The sequence below is a fragment of the Parasphingopyxis sp. genome (assembly GCF_028279465.1).
In the GTDB taxonomy this organism is placed as follows: domain Bacteria; phylum Pseudomonadota; class Alphaproteobacteria; order Sphingomonadales; family Sphingomonadaceae; genus Parasphingopyxis.
The window spans coordinates 34923-54250 of the sequence record NZ_JANQNS010000007.1 but is presented as its reverse complement, the minus strand read 5'-3'; the positions used below and the strand labels follow the sequence as shown (position 1 = coordinate 54250).

General features: G+C 62.7%; 19 protein-coding genes. 13 read left to right on the top strand and 6 right to left on the bottom strand.

What is annotated here, in order from left to right:
• Positions 1-32 precede the first annotated feature (32 nt).
• Positions 33-323 carry a hypothetical protein gene (locus Q0974_RS03960; RefSeq protein WP_299322899.1) on the top strand — a complete coding sequence of 97 codons (291 nt, stop codon included), beginning with the start codon at positions 33-35 and terminating at the stop codon, positions 321-323.
• Positions 324-370: 47 nt separating this feature from the next.
• Here Q0974_RS03960 and Q0974_RS03955 read toward each other — a convergent pair whose 3' ends face one another.
• The 4 genes from Q0974_RS03955 to Q0974_RS03940 all read right to left on the bottom strand — a co-directional run bounded on the left by Q0974_RS03955 (position 371) and on the right by Q0974_RS03940 (position 3590).
• The gene (locus Q0974_RS03955) at positions 371-700 is read right to left on the bottom strand and encodes a PspC domain-containing protein (RefSeq protein ID WP_299322896.1); all 330 of its coding nucleotides are present in this window, start codon (positions 698-700) and stop codon (positions 371-373) included.
• A gap of 16 nt (positions 701-716) precedes the next feature.
• Complete coding sequence (locus Q0974_RS03950) at positions 717-1478, bottom strand: PspA/IM30 family protein (protein WP_366943573.1); 762 nt, start codon at positions 1476-1478, stop codon at positions 717-719.
• Positions 1478-1639 (bottom strand): hypothetical protein, encoded by a 162-nt coding sequence (locus Q0974_RS03945; RefSeq protein ID WP_299322894.1) that lies wholly within the window; start codon positions 1637-1639, stop codon positions 1478-1480. Before Q0974_RS03945 ends, Q0974_RS03950 begins: the two co-directional genes overlap by 1 nt.
• Positions 1640-1829: 190 nt before the next feature.
• Positions 1830-3590: a DUF885 family protein gene (locus Q0974_RS03940; protein WP_299322891.1), complete on the bottom strand. Its 1761-nt coding sequence runs from the start codon at positions 3588-3590 to the stop codon at positions 1830-1832.
• Positions 3591-3749: 159 nt separating this feature from the next.
• On the opposite strand from Q0974_RS03940, the gene Q0974_RS03935 reads away from it, so the two are divergent.
• The 6 genes from Q0974_RS03935 to Q0974_RS03910 are packed head-to-tail and all read left to right on the top strand — an operon-like array spanning position 3750 to position 8953.
• Positions 3750-4814, top strand: coding sequence for a phosphotransferase family protein (locus Q0974_RS03935; RefSeq protein WP_299322889.1), 1065 nt, complete (start codon positions 3750-3752; stop codon positions 4812-4814).
• Positions 4815-4825: 11 nt separating this feature from the next.
• Entirely contained in the window at positions 4826-5590 is a 765-nt protein-coding gene (locus tag Q0974_RS03930) for an SDR family NAD(P)-dependent oxidoreductase (RefSeq protein WP_299322888.1), read from the top strand.
• Positions 5591-5609: 19 nt separating this feature from the next.
• Positions 5610-6413 carry an SDR family oxidoreductase gene (locus tag Q0974_RS03925; protein WP_299322886.1) on the top strand — a complete coding sequence of 268 codons (804 nt, stop codon included), beginning with the start codon at positions 5610-5612 and terminating at the stop codon, positions 6411-6413.
• A complete protein-coding gene (locus tag Q0974_RS03920; RefSeq protein ID WP_299322885.1) occupies positions 6413-7210 on the top strand; it encodes an SDR family oxidoreductase in 798 nt (265 codons plus the stop codon). Before Q0974_RS03925 ends, Q0974_RS03920 begins: the two co-directional genes overlap by 1 nt.
• A 4-nt stretch (positions 7211-7214) precedes the next feature.
• Positions 7215-8165, top strand: a complete 951-nt coding sequence (locus tag Q0974_RS03915; RefSeq protein ID WP_299322882.1) for an aldo/keto reductase family protein — start codon at positions 7215-7217, stop codon at positions 8163-8165.
• Positions 8166-8179: 14 nt separating this feature from the next.
• Positions 8180-8953, top strand: coding sequence for a thioesterase family protein (locus Q0974_RS03910; protein WP_299322880.1), 774 nt, complete (start codon positions 8180-8182; stop codon positions 8951-8953).
• Between the two features lie 175 nt (positions 8954-9128).
• Here the strand turns inward: Q0974_RS03910 and Q0974_RS03905 are convergent, their stop codons facing one another.
• A complete protein-coding gene (locus Q0974_RS03905; RefSeq protein WP_299323065.1) occupies positions 9129-10847 on the bottom strand; it encodes a class I adenylate-forming enzyme family protein in 1719 nt (572 codons plus the stop codon).
• A gap of 228 nt (positions 10848-11075) precedes the next feature.
• On the opposite strand from Q0974_RS03905, the gene Q0974_RS03900 reads away from it, so the two are divergent.
• From Q0974_RS03900 to Q0974_RS03875, 6 genes are all read left to right on the top strand, one after another.
• Positions 11076-13127 (top strand): 3-hydroxyacyl-CoA dehydrogenase NAD-binding domain-containing protein, encoded by a 2052-nt coding sequence (locus Q0974_RS03900; RefSeq protein WP_299322877.1) that lies wholly within the window; start codon positions 11076-11078, stop codon positions 13125-13127.
• Between the two features lie 43 nt (positions 13128-13170).
• A complete protein-coding gene (locus tag Q0974_RS03895; RefSeq protein WP_299322874.1) occupies positions 13171-13821 on the top strand; it encodes a class I SAM-dependent methyltransferase in 651 nt (216 codons plus the stop codon).
• The gene (locus Q0974_RS03890; protein WP_299322872.1) at positions 13818-15143 is read left to right on the top strand and encodes an amidase family protein; all 1326 of its coding nucleotides are present in this window, start codon (positions 13818-13820) and stop codon (positions 15141-15143) included. The genes Q0974_RS03895 and Q0974_RS03890 overlap by 4 nt, the downstream gene beginning before the upstream one ends.
• Positions 15136-15549 carry a hypothetical protein gene (locus Q0974_RS03885; protein ID WP_299322869.1) on the top strand — a complete coding sequence of 138 codons (414 nt, stop codon included), beginning with the start codon at positions 15136-15138 and terminating at the stop codon, positions 15547-15549. The genes Q0974_RS03890 and Q0974_RS03885 overlap by 8 nt, the downstream gene beginning before the upstream one ends.
• Before the next feature lie 93 nt (positions 15550-15642).
• Positions 15643-16728, top strand: a complete 1086-nt coding sequence (locus Q0974_RS03880; protein WP_299322866.1) for an acyl-CoA dehydrogenase family protein — start codon at positions 15643-15645, stop codon at positions 16726-16728.
• A 27-nt stretch (positions 16729-16755) separates the two neighbouring features.
• Entirely contained in the window at positions 16756-18033 is a 1278-nt protein-coding gene (locus Q0974_RS03875) for an MFS transporter (RefSeq protein ID WP_299322864.1), read from the top strand.
• Here the strand turns inward: Q0974_RS03875 and hmgA are convergent.
• On the bottom strand, positions 18030-19316 hold the full coding sequence (gene hmgA, locus Q0974_RS03870) for a homogentisate 1,2-dioxygenase (protein ID WP_299322862.1): 1287 nt from the start codon (positions 19314-19316) through the stop codon (positions 18030-18032). The genes Q0974_RS03875 and hmgA overlap by 4 nt on opposite strands.
• Positions 19317-19328: the final 12 nt, after the last annotated feature.

Here is a 19328-nt window from a genome sequence, read left to right as displayed (position 1 = left end):
CATCTCGCAGTTTGCAGTGGGGGAGGCTACCGATGCCTGAGGGGCGTGCGCTCGGTATACTATTTGTCGTTATCGGTATTCTGGCGACCGGCATTGCCTGGTGGCTGCTCAACAGCAATGGCTCGGCACCGCGCATTCTCGTCGCCGGCCCCGTCTTTCTGACCCTGGGGCTATCGCTGATCATCCTGCCGGGTTCGACACGCGTATCGACGACGGCTTACGGGCGGTGGTTCAAGGATTCGCCGTGGCTGCACAAGATCGTCTGGATCGCCAGCGCCATCGGCGGTTTTTATCTGGCGATCCACTACCTGTTGGGCGGTTAGTCCGCGCTCTTCTACAGTGACTGCGTTTCGGCCGATTTTGGCTCGGCTTAGCGCAGCGAGTCGATCTCGCGGGCCAGTTCGCTGTCGCGATGGGCGAGCATCCGGTCGGTGTCCGACAGATAGCGGCTGCGGGACGAGCCGATATAGCTGGAGCGCGTCGAGCGGTCCGCCCGCTTGTTCTTCTCCGCCCGGGTCAGCGCCCAGCCGCAGAGCAGATAGACGGGGATCGTCCAGAAGGTGACGAACAGAGTCAGCGCGATGGCTGCGATGCGGACCCAGAGCCCGTTAACGCCGAGCGTATTGCCGATGGCGGCGCACACGCCGAGCAGCTTGCGCTCCTGGCTCACGATCACGTTTTTTCCCATACGATAACCCATTGTCCGTCTCCCTTTCCTAATGCGATTTGCCGGCCTTCATCGCTGCCAGTTCGGCATCGACCTTGGCGTTGAGTTTACGATTGCGGGCGATTTCTTCGCTGTCGTCATATCCGATCATCGCCGCTTCGGCGTGGCCTTCGGCCTCGTCCACCTTGCGCTCGAGCGTGTCGAACCGCGAAAAGGCGTCCTTGAGCGCGCCGCCATTCAATAGCTCGCGCATCTTGATGCTGTTTTCCGCCGATTCCAGCCGCGCGCGGATATTGCCGCGCCGGGCACAGGCCTCGCTGAGCTTCGCCTGCAGCCGGGCGATATCGGTATGGTTCGCGGTGAGCGTCTGTTCGAGCGCGGTAATCTCTTCGTCGAGTTCCGTTGCGCGGTCCTCGGCCTTGGTCTTTTCGGCGAGCGCCTGGCGGGCCAGGTCTTCGCGGTCGGCAGCAAGGGCGAACTCGGCCTTTTCGCGCCAACCCGCGGCGATCTCGCGCAGGCGCTGTTGCGCAGCCTTCAATTCCTTCTGATCCGCGATCGCGCGGGCAGTCGAGGCGCGGACATGGACCAGCGTCTCTTCCATCTCGCAGATAATCATGCGGATCATCTGTTCCGGCTCGGGGCTGTGATCCAGCATCTCGCCCAGATTGGCCGCGAGAATATCGCGCATCCGGGAGAAGAGACGGGCGCTCCGGCTGCGGATCTGGGGCCGCTCGTAACTGCCCGAAACGACGGGCAGCGAGTGGAACCGGTCCGCGGTGGACGCCGTATCAAGGTCGAGCCGGGTTGCCATTAGGCTGCAACCCGCTGCGTGTCAGCCTGGGCAACCTGCGTCGGGGCGATCAGTTCGCCGGCCTGAACCGGGCCGATCGTGCCGAGCACGCACATTGCCGAAACCGCGGCCGCAGCGACGGCGGCGAAAAACCGGCTTTGGAAGTTCTGTTCGGTATTCATCTTGGGTCTCCTGAACCTTGGCCTGTGTCTCCGTTCCGGCTTGTGCCGGTAACGCCCCACATTATGCAGGGGGTGTGCCAATTTTCAGGAAACCAGCATTATCAACGACTTAGAGATATTCGAGACGTCGATGCGATCATATGAATCCGAACATATGGGAAATTTCACCAATCCATAGGTGTCGATGACTTCAGTCCCCGGATTGCTGATCTGCGATCCAGCGGCGCATTTCGCTTTCCAGCGTGCTCAATGGCACCGATCCGAGCGCGAGGATCGCGTCGTGGAAAGGCCGTCGGTCGAAATCCTCACCCAATGCCGCTTCGGCGTCGGCGCGCAATTCCCGGATCTTGAGCTCGCCGAGCTTGTAGGCCAGCGCCTGTCCGGGCCAGCTGATATAGCGGTCGATCTCGGTCGCCACCTCATGGTCCGAAAGCGCGGTGTTCGACGCCAGATAATCGATCGCCTGCTGGCGCGACCAGCCATAATGATGCAGACCCGTGTCGATCACGAGCCGCGCGGCGCGCCACATCTCATAGGTCATCCGGCCGAAATGCTCATAGGGCGTGCGATAGATACCCATCTCGGTGCCCAGATATTCGACATAGAGGCCCCAGCCTTCGCCATAGCCGGAAAAATAGGTGTAGCGTCGGAATTCGGGACCCGCTTCCTGTTCCTCGGCCAGCGCGAACTGCATCGAATGGCCGGGCGCGCATTCGTGCAGCGTCAGTGCGGGGAGATTGTAGAGCGGGCGGCTCGGCAAATTATAGGTGTTCATAAGGCAGCTTTCGAGACCGCCACGCCCGGCTGTATAGAAAGGCGCGATCTCGTCCGGTACGGGCAGGATCGTAAAGCGGCGGCGCGGTAGCAACCCGATCACATCGCCAAGCGTCGCATTTACGCGCACTGCGACCCAGGCGACGAACATCATCAGTTCTTCGGGTGTTTCGGCGTAGAATTGCGGATCGGTCCGCAGGAATTCGAGAAACTCGTCGAACGATCCCTCGAAGCCGGTTTCGGCGATCGTCGCTTCCATATCGGCGCGGATACGCGCGACCTCGGCGAGGCCGATCTGGTGGATTTCCTCGGCCGTCATGTCGAGCGTCGTATATTCGCGGACCTGGGCGGCGTAATAGTCCGCGCCATTAGGGAGAGCGCTAGCGGCCGTGTCGGGCCGCGCGCCCGGGTAATAGTCCTCGCGATAAAAGCGCAGCAGATCGGCGAAGGCGGGAGCCACGGCATCGCGGATCACGGTGCGGGCCTCGGCACGCAACGCCTCCTGTTCGGCCGCAGGGATCGTCATCGGCATGCGCGCGAAGCTGGCGAAGAAGGGATTGGCCTCGGGATCGGTCTCGGCAAAGGGCACGATTGCTGCATCGCGCCCGGCCAGCGTGACCTGCGGCACGGTAAAGCCGCGCGCGAGCCCGGCGCGCATATTGGCGATATTCTCGGCGAAGAAGCGCGGGATATCAGCAAGACGACCGAGAAAGCGGCGATAATCCTCGGCCGTGGTGAGCTGGCCGGGTCGCGGATTGAGTCCGGTCCAAAAGGCCGTGTCGCTGTTAAGCGGCATCTCCCATTCGCGAAAGCGCGCATCGGCGATCGCGATTTCGAGATTGGTACGAAAGACCGCGGCGTTGATACGTTCGTTATCCGACAGCACTTCGACAGGAATTGCATCGAGCTGCCGTAATGTGTCCTCGCGATGGGCGAGGCGGCGCATCTGGGCTTCGGGCGTGACGACGGGCAGGCCGCTGCCCGGTGTCAGCTCGCCATCCGCGTTCCGCGTTACGGCGAACTCCTGCATCTGCCATTCCCAGTCCGCCTCATAGAGCGCGCGCAACTGTTCGTCGGCGCTCACTTGGGCTTCGGCTTGGGCAAGGGCGGGTACTGTCAGCGCGGGAAGCGGCAGCGCCGTGCAGGCGAGGGCGATCAGGGACGGACAAATTTTCATGGCTTGCGGTACCCTCTGGCTGCAACGGTCGACCGCCATGAATGGGCACCCAGCGCCGCCCGTCAAGTTTTCGCGATGCGGCTTTCCAGCGCACTCGACTCATTCGTGAGCGCACGTTACGCCTCCGTAAACCTCAAAACATGAAAACGGGATGCAGCGATGGGCGAGAAAGCAATCAAGGCGGAAGGGGTAGCCGAAGAACATCGGATGGACGAGGACAGTCTCGATGCCTGGCTGCGCGAGAATGTCGAGGGGTTTCACGGCCTCGCCGCCTACACCAAATTTGCCGACGGACAATCCAACCCGACATATCGGCTGGAAGACGAAGCCGGGCAGACATTCGTGCTGCGCCGCAAGCCGTTCGGCAAATTGCTGCCTTCGGCGCATCAGGTCGAACGGGAATACCGGGCTATCGCTGCGCTCCACCCGGTCGGCTATCCGGTCGCCAAGCCCTTTGCGCTATGCGAAGACGATAGCGTTATCGGCGCGGCATTCTACATCATGGACCTCGTCGACGGACGTGTGTTGTGGGACGGGATGCTGCCCGGCATAGAGCCCAAAGAGCGCACATCCATCTATCGCGCGATGATCGGTACGCTCGCCCGGCTGCACAATCTCGATTACAAGGAAATCGGCCTCGAAAATCACGGCAAGCCCGGCAACTATTTCGAGCGCCAGGTTCACACCTGGACCAAGCTCTATCGGATGGCCGAGACCGAGACGATCCCCGAGGTCGAGAAGCTGATCGAATGGCTGCCGACGACCGTGCCCGAACAGATGCGGACCAGCGTGATTCATGGCGATTACCGGCTCGACAATATGATCTTCGCGCCCGACCGGCCCGAGGTCGCCGCCGTGCTCGACTGGGAACTCTCGACGATCGGCGACCCGCTGGCCGATTTCACCTATCTTGCACAGAATTGGGTAATGCATGGCGAGGGCGGGTCGGCGCTGGCCGATCACGATCTGGAGGGCACGGGCATTCCGACCCTCGAGGAAGCGACGGCGCTCTATTGCGAGTTGACCGAGCGGGACACGGTGCCCGATCTCAACTGGTACTTTTCATACAATCTGTTCCGACTGACGGGCATCTTGCAGGGGATCAAGAAACGCTGGCTCGACGGCACGGCATCCTCCGCCGAGGCCGAGGAACGATCGAAGCGCGTACCGGAACTGGCGCAAGCCGCTTGGGGTTTCGCCCGCGCCGCCGGCGCACCGGAATAGGAGGAAGGCTCATGTCACTCTTCAATCTCGACGGCAAAGTCGTGATCATCACCGGCTCCTCGCGCGGGATCGGCAAGGCCACAGCCGAGGAAATAGCCGCCAATGGCGGCAAGGTCGTCATTTCAAGCCGCAAGAAGGAGCCGTGCGACGAAGTCGCCGCTGCGATCAATGCCGAGCATGGCGAGGGTACGGCAATCTCCGTGCCCGCCAATATCTCGTCGAAAGAGGATTTGCGGAACCTCGTGGACGAGACGCGCAAGGCGTTCGGCCGGATCGATGTTGTCGTCTGCAACGCGGCGAGCAACCCGCATTTCGGCCCGATGGCCGAGATTGCCGACGAACAGTTCCGCAAGATTCTCGACAACAATATCCTCTCGAACCACTGGCTGATCCAGATGGTCGCGCCCGAGATGCGCGAGCGGAAGGAAGGCTCGATCATCATCGTTTCGTCAATCGGCGGGCTAAGGGGTTCGGTCGATATCGGCACCTATTGCATCTCCAAGGCCGCCGATATGCAGATGGCGCGCAACCTCGCGCATGAGTTCGGCGACGACAATGTGCGCGTGAACTGCATCGCACCCGGCCTCATCCGCACCGATATGGCGCGCGCGCTCTGGGAAAATCCCGAGATCGAAAAGGCCGTGACCGCGACGACCCCGCTCCACCGGATCGGCGAACCGCATGAAATCGCCGGCGCCGCTGTCTATCTCGCGTCTCCCGCCTCCACATACATGACCGGACAGGTGCTGGTCGTGGATGGCGGGCGTACGATCTAACGCAAAAAAGGACTATGTTATGAGCCGCTTCGAAGGAAAATCGATCATCGTAACGGGCGCCGGGTCCGGCATTGGCCGGGCGACCGCCAAGCGCTTCGCGGCCGAGGGCGGCAAGCTCGTCTGCGCCGACAAGATGCCGACCGTGCACGAAACGGTCGAGGAGATCACGGCCGATGGCGGCACAGCGATCGGCGTCGAAATGGATGCGGGCAGCGAAAGCGATGTGCAGGCGCTGGTTGAACGCGCGGTCAGCGAATATGGCGGGTTGGACGTGCTCTTTGCCAATGCCGGGATTACCGGCGGCCTGCAGGGCGGGCTGTTCGACAGCGATGCCGAGAGCTGGGCGGAGGTGTTGCGCGTCAATCTGATCGGCCCCTTCCTCGCGATTAAATATGGCGCGCCGGAGATCGAAAAGCGCGGCGGCGGAGCGATCATCTGCACGGCCTCGGTCGCTGGCATCCGCTCCGGCGCCGGGCCGAGCAGCTATTCGGCATCCAAGGCGGGCGTCATCAATCTGGTGAAGACGGCCGCGCAGCAGATGACGGGCAGCAATGTCCGCATCAACGCGGTCTGTCCGGGCATCATCGAGACGGGCATGACCAAGCCCGTCTATGACTATGCGCGCGAAAAGGGCGTCGAAGGCAAGATCGGCCAGCTCAACCCGTTGAAGCGTGGCGGGCAGCCGGAGGAACTGGCAGGCGCCGTGACCTTCCTCGCCTCGGACGATGCCAGCTATATCAACGGTCAGGCGCTCGCGGTCGATGGCGGGCTGTCCTCTTCGCATCCGGTTACGCGGCAGATGCCGAAGCAGGCGGCGGTCTAATGGCGGAGGATTTTTTCGACGGGAAAGTCGTGATCGTCACCGGCGGCGGGCGCGGGATTGGCGCGGCGACAGTGAAGGTCCTTGCGGCGCGCGGCGCAAAGGTCGCGATCAACTATTCCAAGAGCAAGGATGACGCCGAAGCACTGGCGGCCGAATGCGGCGGCACCGCCAAAGCCTTCCTGGCCGATCTCGCGGCGGGCGAAGCCGATGCATTGGCCAAAGCGGTCCAGGACGAATGGGGCCGGATCGATCTGCTGGTCAACAATGCCGGCACGACCAAATTCGCCAATCATGAGGATATGGACGCGCTGTCGGCCGAGGATTTTCTCGACATCTACCGCCTCAACACCGTCGCCGCGTTCGAGATGATCCGCGCCTGCGCTCCGGCCATGCGCGAGGCGGGCGGCGGCACGGTCGTCAACGTCGCTTCGGTCGCGGGCATCTTCGGCAATGGCTCGTCTGTCGCCTATGCGGCGTCGAAAGGCGCGATGGTGACGATGACCCGCTCGCTGGCGCGCGTTCTCGCGCCGGAGATACGGATCAACGCCGTATGCCCCGGCTATGTCGGAACCGGCTGGTTCGCGGACCGGTTCGGCGAAGAGGGATTGAAGGCGCTCAACGAATCCATCGCGCAGAAAGTGCCGCTCGGTATTGCAGGGCAGGCGGAGGATGTCGCCGATGGCATCGTCAGCCTGCTCGATGGAGCGACCCGGCTGGCGACCGGCGAAACGCTCCTGCTCGACGCGGGCGCGCATCTGGATGTCGGCCTGTCGCGGCGGCCGGGCAAGGAGATTTGATCGAATGCAATATCGCAAGCTCGGATCGAGCGATCTCGAAGTCTCGGAAATCTCCCTCGGCACATGGCTGACGACCGGGGTCGGGATCGAGAAGGAGACGGCGATCGCCTGTATCGACCGCGCCTTCGATCTCGGGATCAACTTCATCGATACCGCCAATGCCTATGGCCGGGGGGCTTCGGAAACGGTGATCGGCGAGGCGCTGAAGGATCGGGCGCGCGACAGCTATGTGCTTGCAACGAAGGTCTATTTCCCGATGTCGCGCGAGGATCGCGGCCTGTCGCGGCCGCAGATATTGAAGCAAATCGACGCCTCGCTGGAGCGGTTGCAGACCGATTATGTCGATCTCTACCAGTGTCACCGGTACGATGAAGATATACCGCTCGAAGAGACGATGACGGCGCTGACCGATATCGTGCAGGCCGGCAAGGTTCGCTATATCGGCTTTTCCGAATGGGAACCCGAGCAGATCCGCGCGGCCCTCGACATGGTGCCCGAGGTCGAAAAGTTCGTCTCGAGCCAGCCACAATATTCGCTGCTCTGGCGGCGGCCTGAAAAGGCCGTGATCCCGCTGTGCGCGGACAATGGTGTATCGCAGATCGTCTGGTCGCCCTTGGGGCAGGGCGTGCTGACGGGCAAGTACGACGCCGACAGCCCGCCGCCCGAAGACAGCCGCGCGGCGAGCGACGATATGGGCGGCTTTATGGAGCGGTTGATGAGGCCCGAAGTCATTCGGGGCGTCGATGCGATCAAACCGCTGGCCGCGGAAGCCGGTTGCACGATGGCGCAGTTCGCGCTCGCCTGGGTGTTGCGCGAACCCAATGTCGCATCGGCGATCGTCGGCGCGAGCCGCCCGGACCAGCTCGATGATAATGCGGCGGCAAGCGGGCTGGAGATCGATTCCGCGCTGTTCGAGAAAGCCGAAGCCATCGTCACTGCCATCCCGCGCGATTGACTACAGGAATTGAAATGAATTTGCAGCAGATTCTGGCGAGCTTTGCGCCTGCCGCGGACGGCCACACCGTCGCAATCCCTTCGACATGGATGCAGGGGCGGACGGCCTATGGCGGGCTGAGCGCTGCGCTCGGCCTCCATGCGGCGCAGCAATCGGAAGAGGATTTGCCGCCGCTCCGCTCGGCGCAGGTCTCTTTCATCGGCCCGCTCGCCGGCGAGGTGACGATCACGACCAAGCTGTTGCGGCGCGGACGTACAGCGGCCTTTATCCAGTCCGATATCCACTCAGAAAAAGGGCTGGGCCTGCGCGCGATTTACGTCTTCATGCAGGCGCTCGAGTCCGAGGTCGATTATGCGCATCACGACGCACCCGATATCGGCGCGCCGCCACCCGACGACGAACTGCGGTCCGGCCCGCCCGAATTCTTCACCTATAATTTCGAATATCGCGAAAGCCGCCATCCAGATGTGGAAGGTAAACCCCGCTTCACCCGCTGGATGCGCTTGCGGGAACGCGACGGGCTCGATCCGATGATCGAACTGATGGCGATGGGCGATGCCCTGCCGCCCGCCGCCGTGGCCCTGCAATCGCGCGGCGCGCCGGTCAGCTCGATCACCTGGTTCGCCAACGTGCTCGAGCCCAAGCCGGTGACCGAGAATGGCTGGTGGATCGTGCAGACGGACAGCGACATGGCGCGCCACGGCAATAGCAGCCAGTATAATGGGTTATGGGCGAGCGACGGCACACCCGTGCTGGCGGGCATGCAGAGCGTCGCCCTGTTCAGTTGAGTAAATCCTCCCTGCGCGAAGCGGGGGGAGGGGGATCGCCGAAGGCGGTGGAGGGGCAATGCGACCGGCAGGTGGTTTAGAATAAAGCTAGCGGAAGCACGCTCGCTGCGCTCGCGCCCCTCCACCACGCCGCTGCGCGTCGCGGTCCCCCTCCCCTGATTCTCAGGAGAGGATTTTAGGCCGCTTCTTCGACCCCGAAATACAGCTTCGGCAGGTCCTTTTTCAGGATCTTGCCGTTTGCGTTGCGCGGCAGGGTTTCCTCCACGAAGACGATCTTCACCGGCACCTTGAACTTGGCCAGCCGTTCGGCGACCCAGCCCTGTAGTTCGGCTTCCGAAACATCGTGTCCCGGCGAACAATGGACGACCGCCGCCGGCTCTTCGCCGAGCTGTTTGTGCGGAATGCCGACCAGCGCTGCGTCGGTGACGGCCGGGTGGTCGTACAGGCAGTTCTCGACTTCGGACGAATAGATATTTTCGCCGCCGCGGATGATCATGTCCTTGGCGCGGTCGCAGATATAGCAGAAGCCTTCCTCGTCAAGCCGGGCGAGATCGCCTGTGCGGATCCAGCCGTCGACGAAGGTTTCCGCGTTCGCTTCGGGCTTGTTCCAATAGCCTTTGACGACCATCGCGCCGAACGCCCAGAGCTCGCCGATCTCGCCGGTCGGCATTTCGCGCGTGCCATCTTCCGACATGATCTTGAGCTTGGCGACGGGCACGGGCGGGCCGCAGCTGTCGGGCCGGTTCAGATAGTCTTCGGCGCTATGGCCGGTGACGGTGCCCGACGTTTCCGTCATGCCCCAACCCATGGCCGGCGAGGATTTGAACTCGCTCTTGATCTTGCGGACAAGATCGGGCGAGGCCGGCGCGCCGCCATAGGTGATGCTGTCGAGGCTCGACAGGTCATATTGGTCGCGGTCCGGATGTTCGAGGATCTGCCAGGCGATGGTCGGCACGCCGCCGGTCATCGTCACCTTTTCCCGCTCGATCAGCTCCATCGCGCGCACCGTGTCCCATTTGTGCATGAGCACCAGTTTCGAACCACCGGCGATCACCGGCCCCATCAGCGCTGTGCAGCCGGTCACATGGAACAGCGGAATGACGAGCAGGATGCATATCGGGTCCGGCAGCGTGCCGGGCGGGGGCGGTGTCTCGCCGCGCCGCAACGCGCCGCGCGTCGTCGCAAAAGCCGATGACAGCAGGTTGGTCAGCGAGTTGCGATGTGTGGCGACCGCACCCTTGGGCCGGCCCGTCGTGCCGCTGGTGTAGAGGATCGACGCCTCGGTTTCCGGGTGCACATCGGCTGCCGGAAAATCCGTTTCTTCCAGCTCCGGCCAGTCATGGCTTGATCCGATCAGATCGGTCAGGGCAACCAGGCCCTCGTCCAGCTCGCCTCCGGGGCGGGTGACGATGATCTTTTCGATCGCGGGCAGATTGTCGAGATGCGGCTTGATCCGTTCGTAGCGCTCGCCATCGGCGATCAGGAACTTGGCACCCGAGTCTTGAAGACCATATTCGAGCTCTCCGCCTGTCCACCAGCCGTTAAGCGGAACCACGATCGCGCCCAGCGAGAGCGTGGCAAAATAGATGACCGGCCATTCGGGAAGATTGCGGGCGGCCAGCGCGACCCGGTCGCCTTTTTCGACGCCCAGCTCCTGCAGCTTGTGCGCGAGCGTGGCCGATGCCTTGAACCAGGAGTTGTAGGTTACGCGCTCATCTTCGAAGACGATGAATTCGCGGTCCGCATAGGCCATCCGCGCCATCCGCGCGAAATCGGCGAAAGTCGGCGGGATGCTCTTCCAGACGGTCGTCGGACGGCCTTCGATCTCGACCACGTCGGTCTCGAACGGACTGCCTTCGGAGGTGAGCATGGCCGTCGCGTCGTCGAGCGACATGACCGGCCAATCGGGATGGTCGGGATTGAGGTTGATTTCCGTCACGTACAGTCTCTCCATAAAAATCGGCCGGTGGATTCGCGAATCCCCGGCTTCTGCGTTTCGTTCTAGCTATGGTGCACGCGGCGTAATCTCAAGGGAAACCGGTCGCTTTCCGTAACGACAGCCTTGCCAGCGGCGTCTGCGATGCGCGAGAAGCGAAAGAAAAGCGCTGCAGGAGATTCCCCCATGTCCGTAATCACCACCGAACGTCATGACGATGTGCTCGTCATCATTTCCGACAATCCGCCGGTCAATGCACTCGGCCAGGCCGTCCGGCAGGGACTGGCCGATGGCATCGCGGAAGCGCTGGGCGACGACAGCGTGAAGGCCGTCGTCATTAGCTGCGACGGGCGCACATTCTTTGCCGGCGCCGACATCACCGAATTCGGCAAGCCGCCACAAGGTCCTGGGCTTGGCGATGTGCTCGACCAGATCGAAGCGAGCGACAAGCCGGTCGTCGCAGCGATCCATGGCACGGCACTGGGCGGCGGATGCGAAGTCGCGCTCGCCTGCCACTATCGCGTCGCCGTGCCCTCCGCGAAGCTCGGCCTGCCAGAAGTGAAGCTAGGCCTGATACCGGGTGCAGCCGGCACACAGCGTCTGCCGCGTGTCGTCGGCGCGGAGGCGGCGCTGCCTATGGTAGTGGTCGGCAATCCGATTGCGGCGAAAAAGGCCGAAAGCATCGGTCTCGTCGATAGGATCGTCGGCGAAGAAAGTCTGGCGGACGATGCGATCGCCTTCGCGCGCGAACAGATCGGCAAACCCGTGCCGCGCGCCAGCGAGGGCACGGCCAATCGTGACGGCGTCGAAAATCCGGCGATCTTCGACGAATTTCGCGCCAAGCATGGCCGCAAGTTGCGCGGTTTCGATGCGCCCGAGGCCGGTATTCAGGCGGTCAAGGCGGCTGGTGAGATGTCGTACGAGGACGGCGTCAAGAAAGAGCGCGAGCTCTTCATGGGGCTGATGGCGGGCACCCAGTCCGCGGCCATGCGCCACTATTTCTTCGCAGAGCGCGCGGCCAACAAGATTGAGGGGATCGCCAAGGATATCGAGCTTATCCCGATCAAGAAGGTCGGCGTGATCGGCGCCGGCACGATGGGTGGCGGAATTTCGATGAACTTCCTCTCCGCCGGAATCCCGGTGACGATCCTCGAAATGGAGCAGGACGCGCTAGACCGCGGCACGGGCGTGATGCGCAAGAATTACGAGCGCACGGCATCGCGCGGCCGGATGACGGAAGAGCAGGTCGAGCAGGCGATGGGTCTGCTGACGCCGACGCTCGACTATGCCGATCTCGCCGAATGCGATCTCGTTATCGAGGCGGTGTTCGAAAATATGGATGTGAAGAAGGAGGTCTTCGCTAAGCTCGACGAGACGGTGAAAGACGGCGCGATACTCGCGTCCAACACCAGCTATCTGAATGTGGACGAAATCGCGATGGCGACCGACCGGCCGGACCATGTTCTCGGTCTGCACTTCTTCTCGCCAGCAAATATCATGAAGTTGCTCGAGGTCGTGCGTGGCGACAAGACGTCGGACCAGGTGCTCGCGACCTGCATGAAACTCGCCAAGAAGATCGGCAAGATCGCCGTCGTCGCCGGAGTGTGCGACGGGTTTATCGGCAACCGGATGCTCAGCCCGCGCCAGCAACAGGCCAATGCGCTGATCATGGAAGGTGCCAATTACTGGGAAGTGGACGAAGTGTTGCTCGATTTCGGTTTCCCGATGGGACCGTTTCAGATGTCCGACCTCGCCGGGCTCGATATCGGCTGGCACCGCGATCCGAGCCGGATCGAAAGCGTGCGTGACGCATTGTGCGCGATGGACCGCCGCGGTCAAAAGACGGGCGCGGGCTTCTATGATTATAACGAGGCCCGCCAGCGGACGCCGTCCGATGATGTGAAGAAGGTCATCGCCGAATTCGCAGAGAAACAGGGCGTCGAGCAGCGCGAAATCTCCAAGGAAGAGATTCAGGAACGGCTGCTCTATCCGATGGTCAATGAAGGCGCGCTGATCCTTGAAGAAGGCATGGCGCAGCGTGCGAGCGATATCGATGTCGTCTGGATCAACGGCTATGGCTGGCCGCTCTACACCGGCGGCCCGATGTTCTGGGCCGATACGGTCGGCCTCGATACCGTGGTCGCGGGCCTTGAGAAGCATCGCAACCGGCTCGGCGAGAATTTCAAGCTATCGCAACTGCTGGCCGATAAGGCGGAAAAGGACGAACGGTTCAATTGATCCCTGCGAAGGCGATAAGGGCCACGTTTCGATGACAGGCAAGATGGAAACCGTTTTCGCCGATATCTTCGCGCGCGGCGGTTGGAAATCGGAGAATAATGAATCCGCTTCGGGCCCCGGTTCGACGCTGGCGTTCACCGAAAATCTGCGCGCGAAGCTGCCGGGCGTCCTGCGGGATTTGCACGTCGATACGCTGCTCGATGCGCCGTGCGGCGATCTTAACTGGCTGAGCGAGATCGATCTCGGGGAGATACGCTATATCGGTATGGATATCGTGCCGGAACTGATCGCGCAGAACCAGGCGCGTTTCGGCGACGAGTCTCGATCCTTCGCGGTCGCGGACATTACGCGCGATCCGCTGCCGTCGGCCGATCTGATCCTTGTGCGAGACTTCTTCATTCACATGCCCTTCGACAGTATTTGGGCGTTCTTCAGGAATTTCGCCACGTCCGATATCGAATGGGCGCTGCTATCCTCATACCCGAACGATGAGAATAACGAGCAAAAGCTCAATGGGCGCTCCCGCCCGCTCAATCTTCAGGTAGCGCCCTTTTCGCTGCCCGAACCCGCGCGTACGATCGACGATTATGTGCCCGGTCGCTGGCAGCGCTATATCGGGCTCTGGTCGCGCGCGCAGATCCGAGAAGCGCTCGAGCGAAGGGGTGAGCAAAGCGACAAGGGGACCATGGAATGATTGACTGTACCGAAGCGAGCGCCATCGAAACAGCCCGCGCCATCGCCAAGGGCGAAACCAGCGCTGTTGCCGAATGCGAGGCAGCGATCGCGCGGATCGAAGCGCGGGACGCGGATATCAACGCGGTCGTCGTCCGCGATTTCGACCGTGCGCGCGAGGCGGCGAAGGCAGCGGACGCAGCAGTTGCGACAGGCGAAGCGAAGCCGCTGCTCGGCGTGCCGATGACGATCAAGGAATCGCATGACATGGCCGGCTTGCCGACCACCTGGGGCGTAGAATCGGCCAGGGATTTTATTGCGCAACAGGATTCGCTCGTTGTCCGGCGGTTGAAGGCGGCTGGCGCCGTGTTTCTCGGCAAGACCAATGTGCCGCCGATGCTTGCCGACTGGCAGTCGGACAATCCGATCTATGGCCGCACCAGCAATCCGCATGATCTGTCGCGCGTCGTTGGTGGCTCTTCGGGTGGGTCGGCGGCTGCGCTCGCGGCCGGCATGGTACCGCTCGAATATGGGTCGGATATCGGCGGCTCCATCCGCATCCCGGCCAATTTCTGCGGCGTGTACGGCCTCAAACCGACCTACGGGATCGTCCCGCTCGAAGGGCATTATTTCCCGGGGACGGACGGCGCGGATATCCCGCTCTCGGTGACCGGGCCTATGGCGCGCACGGCCGAAGATCTGGCGCTGGCGATCAATCTGACGTCGGATATCGCGCTGCCCGGTGCACCGTCGCGGGACCTCAAAGATTATCGCCTGCTTGTCGTGACCGATACCGATCTGGCGATCGTCGATGATCAAATTTCCGCAGCGGTCGAACGCGTCGCCGAGCAGTGTGCACAGGCCGGTGCGACGGTGGCGCGATCCAGCGATCTGCTTCCCAATCTGGCCGCTTTGCACGGAGAATATCTGCATATGTTGCTGACCGTGCTGGCCGTGCGCGATCCGGCATCCGATTATCCGCTGCCTGGTCTGCCAGGCTGGTGCGAGATGCTCGACAAGCAGGCGCGGGCTCGCCGGCAATATCGCGCGCTATTTGAGGAGTTCGACGCGATCCTGTGCCCCAATGCGGGCGTTACGGCGTTCGAACATACGCCCGTGCCGATGCGCGACCGCAAGCTGGTCATCAACGGCGAGGAACGCGATTTCGGCGAACAGTTCGGCTGGGTCAGCATCGCCACCTATCCGGGCCTCCCGGCGACCAGCGCGCCGATCGGGCAGGATGCGGACGGCCTGCCGATCGGGCTCCAGATTATCGGCGATATCCATGCCGATCATACGGTGGTGGAGTTGGCGCGGCTGATCGGTGCTGTCGCCGATGGTTGAGCGGCACGCGTCGGAAACGCCGCTCGCATGGCTGACGCTGCTCTCGACCAGCCTCCATTTCATCCTCGAGACCTGGTATCATCTGACCTGGGGCCAACCGCTACAGGCGCTGATCGTAGACTATATCTGCGTTGCGTTGATGGTCTTCGGCGCCGTCGCTTCCCTGCGGCTGCGTCCGCGCAGCGCGGCGGGGTTGCTCGCGACCGGATGGGCTTTTGCGCTGGGCTTCGGCTGGCGCAGCGGGTTCGGGCGGCTTGAGTTGCGCAACAGCGGCGCGGACAATGTGCAGGGCGAAGCCGATTTCGTCCTGCCGATCGTGATGGCGTCGCTTGCCTTTGTCGTGATCGGCTTGCTCTGGTCGCTTTGGCTGACCTGGCGTCAGGCGCGCGGTGTGCCCGACCGATAGTGCTAACCCGCTATCCCTTGCCATCGCCGGGCAGCTATGCTTGACGTTAACGGAAACCAGCTGCGGGGAGCGGCGAGCGAAAAGAGGATTCCAATGGCAGGGTACAGCGACGAACAGGTGATGCTGCGCGATATGGCGCGCGAATGGTCGGACAAGGAAAATCCGGTCGGTGCGTTCCGCCAGATGCGCGATGCGGAGCATGTGGAGGGCTATGATCCGGCCATCTATAGCCAGATGGCCGAGATGGGCTGGACGGGGATCATCATTCCCGAAGAACATGGCGGCAGCGGGTTTGGCTTTACCGGGCTCGGGCTCGTGCTCGAGGAACTGGGACGCAATGTCGCGGCCGCGCCGCTTGCCGCTTCTTCGGCGGCGGCTGTGGCGATCATGCTCGGCGGGTCGGACGAACAGAAGGCCAAATATCTGCCCAAGATCGCCAGCGGCGAACTGGTCGCGGCGCTCGCGATCGACGAGGGCGCGCATCACGATCCGGAAAAAATCGAAACCGCAGTCGAAGGCGGCAAGCTTAACGGCAAAAAGGCGTTCGTCGCGGAGGGCGATAGCGCCGGCCTGTTCGTCGTGGCGGCGAAGGACGGGCTCTATCTGGTCGATGGCACTGCGGACGGCGTGTCGCGTTCGACGCGCAAGATCGTCGATTCACGCAGCCATGCGGAGATCACGCTCAAGGACGTCGCCATGGGGAACGATTCCCGGCTGGCCGAAGGCGGCGACGATCTGCTCGCCAAGGTTCTGGATTGCGCGCGCGTCATCGGCTGCGCGGAAATGCTGGGCCTCGCGGTGCAGGCGTTTCACACGACCAACGATTATCTCAAGACCCGGGTCCAGTTCGGGCAGGTGCTGTCGAGCTTTCAGGCGCTCCAGCATCGCATGGCCGAGATGTTCGGCGATATCGAGATGATGCGTTCGTCGGTGGAGGCGGCGCTGACGGCGCTCGATCACGATATCGGCAGTGCGGGGCAAGCCGTGGCGATCGCCAAGGCGACGGCCAACGATGTCGTCCATCGCATCACCCGCGAGATGATCCAGATGCATGGCGGCATCGGCATGACCGACGAGCATGATGCCGGATTCTATTTCAAGCGCGCGCGTGTGCTGGAAACCCAATGGGGCAATTCCGGCTTCCATCGCGAACGCTTTGCGCAGTTCAACGGCTATTGATCCGCTGCCTGCCATCGCTCGCCGCGCGTGACGGATAGCGCCGCCGATCTCGAGCGGCGCGAAGCCGAATATGAGCGGTTCGTCGAGAAGAATCTGCGCCGCAATTACATAGCGCATTTCGCGCATGGCATGCTCGGGATGACGGGGTTCCGCATCCTGATGGCGCCGACATTCCTGCCCGCCTATCTGTACGCGCTGACCGGATCGAATTTCCTCGTCGGCGTCGGCCAGTCGCTGATGCAGGCGGGCGCGGCCGTCTCCCCGGTCATGAGCGCGTCGAATATCGAGCATCGTACGCGCGTGATGCCGGCGGCGCTATGGATCGGCATCGCGATGCGCGTCCAGATATTGGGCCTTGCGCTCGCCGGCTATTTCCTCACCGGCTCGCCGCTGCTGCTGGCGACGTTCCTGTTTCTCTTCCTGCTCGGCTTCTTTCAGGGGCAGCAGCGGGTCGTCTTTCAAATGCTGCTGTCGAAAGTCATTCCGATCGCCAAACGCGGCCGCCTGCAAGCGTATCGCAATGTCGCGGGCGCGGGGATCGCGGCCCTGCTGTCCTATTTCGCGGGCGCCTGGTTCATCGAGCAGGACGTGCTCGGCAATGGCTATGCGACCACGTTCCTTCTGTCTTTCGTCCTCACCAGCTTCGGCCTCGTCGTGCTCTACCGTTTCGTGCGCGAGCCCGAGCCGCCGACCGTGCGTCCGCAAATGTCGATGCGCGAGCGGCTGCGGGATTTTCCGGAGCTGCTGTCGGACCGGGACTATCGCTGGTTCCTGATCGCGCAGCTCTTTGCGGTCGCGGCGCGCGTGTCGCTGCCCTTCTACATTCTCTACGCCGCCGATGTGATGGATATGAGCGGTGCGGCGATCGGCCTGCTGACGGTCGCCTTTCTCGGCGCGGATACGATCTCCAACATTCTCTGGGGCCATCTCGGCGATCGCTTCGGCTACCGGCTGACGATGATCCTCGCCTTGCTTATCTGGCTCGTCGCACTCGGCTTGCTGCTCGTCGCGAACGGCCCGATACCCATCTTCATGGCCTTTTTCGGGATCGGCGCGTCGATGTCCGGCTATATGATGAGCGCGACGACCATCGTGCTGGAATTCGGCAGTCGGGAAGACCTGCCGATGCGCCTTGCGCTTTCGACATCGGCCGAGACGACGATGGCAGCAATCGGGCCGCTGCTGGGCGGCGTTATCGCGAGCGCTTTCGGCTATGTCCCGCTATTCTGGCTCTCGATTGGCCTGCTGGCAGTCGCGCTGGCAGTGCTCCTGTTCGCCGTCCGCGAACCGCGCAACCGGCGCTAGGGCAACTCCGCCTTTTCGAACCCGTCCCAGCAGCCGTCATAATCGAGCTGCAGCAGCGGCGTATCCATGGCGAAGCGGCTCGGGCGGATCGGTAGGCAGCTTTCGAACATAAAGGCCATCGTATCGTCGATCTTCTGCGGTTCGAGATCGGCTGCCATCGCGGCTTCGGTCGAGGCCTTGTCCGGTCCGTGCGCGTTCATGCAATTGTGCAGGCTCGCGCCGCCGGGTGCGAAGCCGCCGACCTTGGCATCATACTCGCCATGAATCAGCCCCATAAACTCGCTCATGATGTTGCGATGGAACCAGGGCGGGCGGAACGTATCCTCGCCGACCAGCCAGCGCGGCGGGAAGATCACGAAATCGCAATTGGCCGTGCCCGGGCTGTTCGATGGCGAGGTCAGCACCGTGAAGATCGACGGATCGGGATGGTCGAAACTGATCGAGCCGATCGTATTGAAATGCGCGAGATCGTACTTCACCGGCGCGAGATTGCCGTGCCAGGCGACGACGTCGAAGGGCGAATGATCGAGCGTCGTCGACCAGAGCTTGCCGGAGAATTTCTGGATCAGTTTGACCTGTTCGTCGCTATCCTCGAACGCCGCGACGGGGGTCAGAAAATCGCGCGGATTGGCGAGTCCGTTGGCGCCGATCGGGCCAAGGTCCGGCAGCCGGAACGGTGCGCCGTAATTTTCGCAGACATAGCCACGCGCCGCGCCGTCGGTCAGGTTCACGCGGAACTTCACGCCGCGTGGAACGACGCAGATTTCGTTCGGCGCGACATCGAGCACGCCCATCTCGGTCACGATGCGGAGCGTGCCCTGTTGCGGCACGATCAGCAGCTCGCCATCGGCGTTGAAGAATGCGCGGCCGTCCATCGATCGGTTGGCGGCATAGAGATGGATGCCGATACCGGCCTGGCCGTCCGCAGCGCCATTGCCCGCCCAGGTGACGAGGCCGTCTACCCAATCGAGTTCCGCTTCGGGCAGGGGCAGCGGGTCCCAGCGCAGCCGGTTGGGTTCGAAATCCGTCCCCGTGATCGGCGCGGTTTCGATCCGCTCGCCGCCGCGATACGGCTCGAATCGGCCATGCATGGCGCTCGGCCGCATCCGGTAGAGCCAGCTCCGGCGGTTGTGATCGCGCGGCACGGTGAAGGCAGTGCCCGAAAGCTGTTCGGCGTAGAGACCGAACGCCGGTCGCTGCGGGCTGTTACGGCCCTCGGGCAACGCGCCCGCAACCGCTTCGGTCGCGAACTCGTTGCCGAAGCCGGACATATAGTCAGTCATCGATCTCGTCTC